This window comes from Bordetella pseudohinzii (assembly GCF_000657795.2).
Taxonomy (GTDB): domain Bacteria; phylum Pseudomonadota; class Gammaproteobacteria; order Burkholderiales; family Burkholderiaceae_B; genus Bordetella; species Bordetella pseudohinzii.
In genome coordinates, this window is record NZ_JHEP02000043.1 from 1 (window position 1) to 1,015 (window position 1,015).

1 pseudogene is annotated in these 1,015 nt (G+C 66.5%); it reads right to left on the reverse strand.

Annotation, left to right across the window (positions count from 1 at the left end):
* Nucleotides 1–1,015 (reverse strand): annotated as a pseudogene (locus tag L540_RS21150) (hypothetical protein); the annotation flags it as partial.

Consider the following 1,015-nt stretch of genomic DNA (forward strand, 5'->3'; position numbering starts at 1 on the left):
CGATATTGCTGAGTTTGAGCCCGCCGCCGTCGATGCCGGCGGTGGTGATGCTCGGGCCGCCGGTCAGGGTCAGGCCGCTGGCCTGGAGCTGGGTGGTCCCGAGGGTCACGGCATCCACATTCAGGTTGCGGGACAGGGCAAAGCGGAGTTTGCTGTCGGTGGCTCCCTTGGTGATGGCCAGGTTGCTGTCGGCGCTGGCAAAGTCCACGGTGGCGCCGGGTGCGACGTTGCTCGCATTGGCGCCCTGCGCGGTAACGTTCCAGCCGCTGTTGGCGACCGAGGAGACGGCTTGCAGCTGTCCCACATTGACCGCATCGGTGGTCGCCGTGCCGGCGGCAATATTGCTGAGCTTGAGCCCGCCGCCGTCGATACCGGCCGTGGTGATGCTCGGTCCACCAGTCAAGGTCAGGCCACTGGCTTGCAGCTGGGTGGTGCCTAGCGTCACGGCATCCACATTCAGGTTGCGGGACAGGGCGAAGCGGAGTTTGCTGTCGGTCGCGCCCTTGGTGATGGCCAGGTTGCTGTCCGGGCTAGAGAAATCCACGGTGGCGCCGGGTGCGACGTTGCTCGCGTTGGCGCCTTGCGCCGTGACGTTCCAACCGCTGTTGGCCACCGTGGAGACCGCCTGCAGCTGACCGACGTTCACGGCATCGGTCGTGGCGCTGCCGGCGGCGATATTACTGAGCTTGAGGCCACCGCCGTCGATGCCGGCGGTGGTGATGCTCGGGCCGCCGGTCAGGGTCAGGCCGCTGGCCTGAAGCTGGGTGGTTCCCAGCGTCACGGCATCCACATTCAGGTTGCGGGACAGGGCGAAGCGCAGTTTGCTGTCGGTCGCGCCCTTGCTGATGGCGAGATTGCTGTCGGCGCTAGAGAAATCCACGGTGGCGCCGGGTGCGACATTGCTTGCATTGGCGCCTTGCGCCGTGACATTCCAGCCGCTGTTGGCCACCGTGGAGACCGCCTGCAGCTGACCGACGTTCACGGCATCGGTCGTGGCGCTGCCGGCGGCGATATT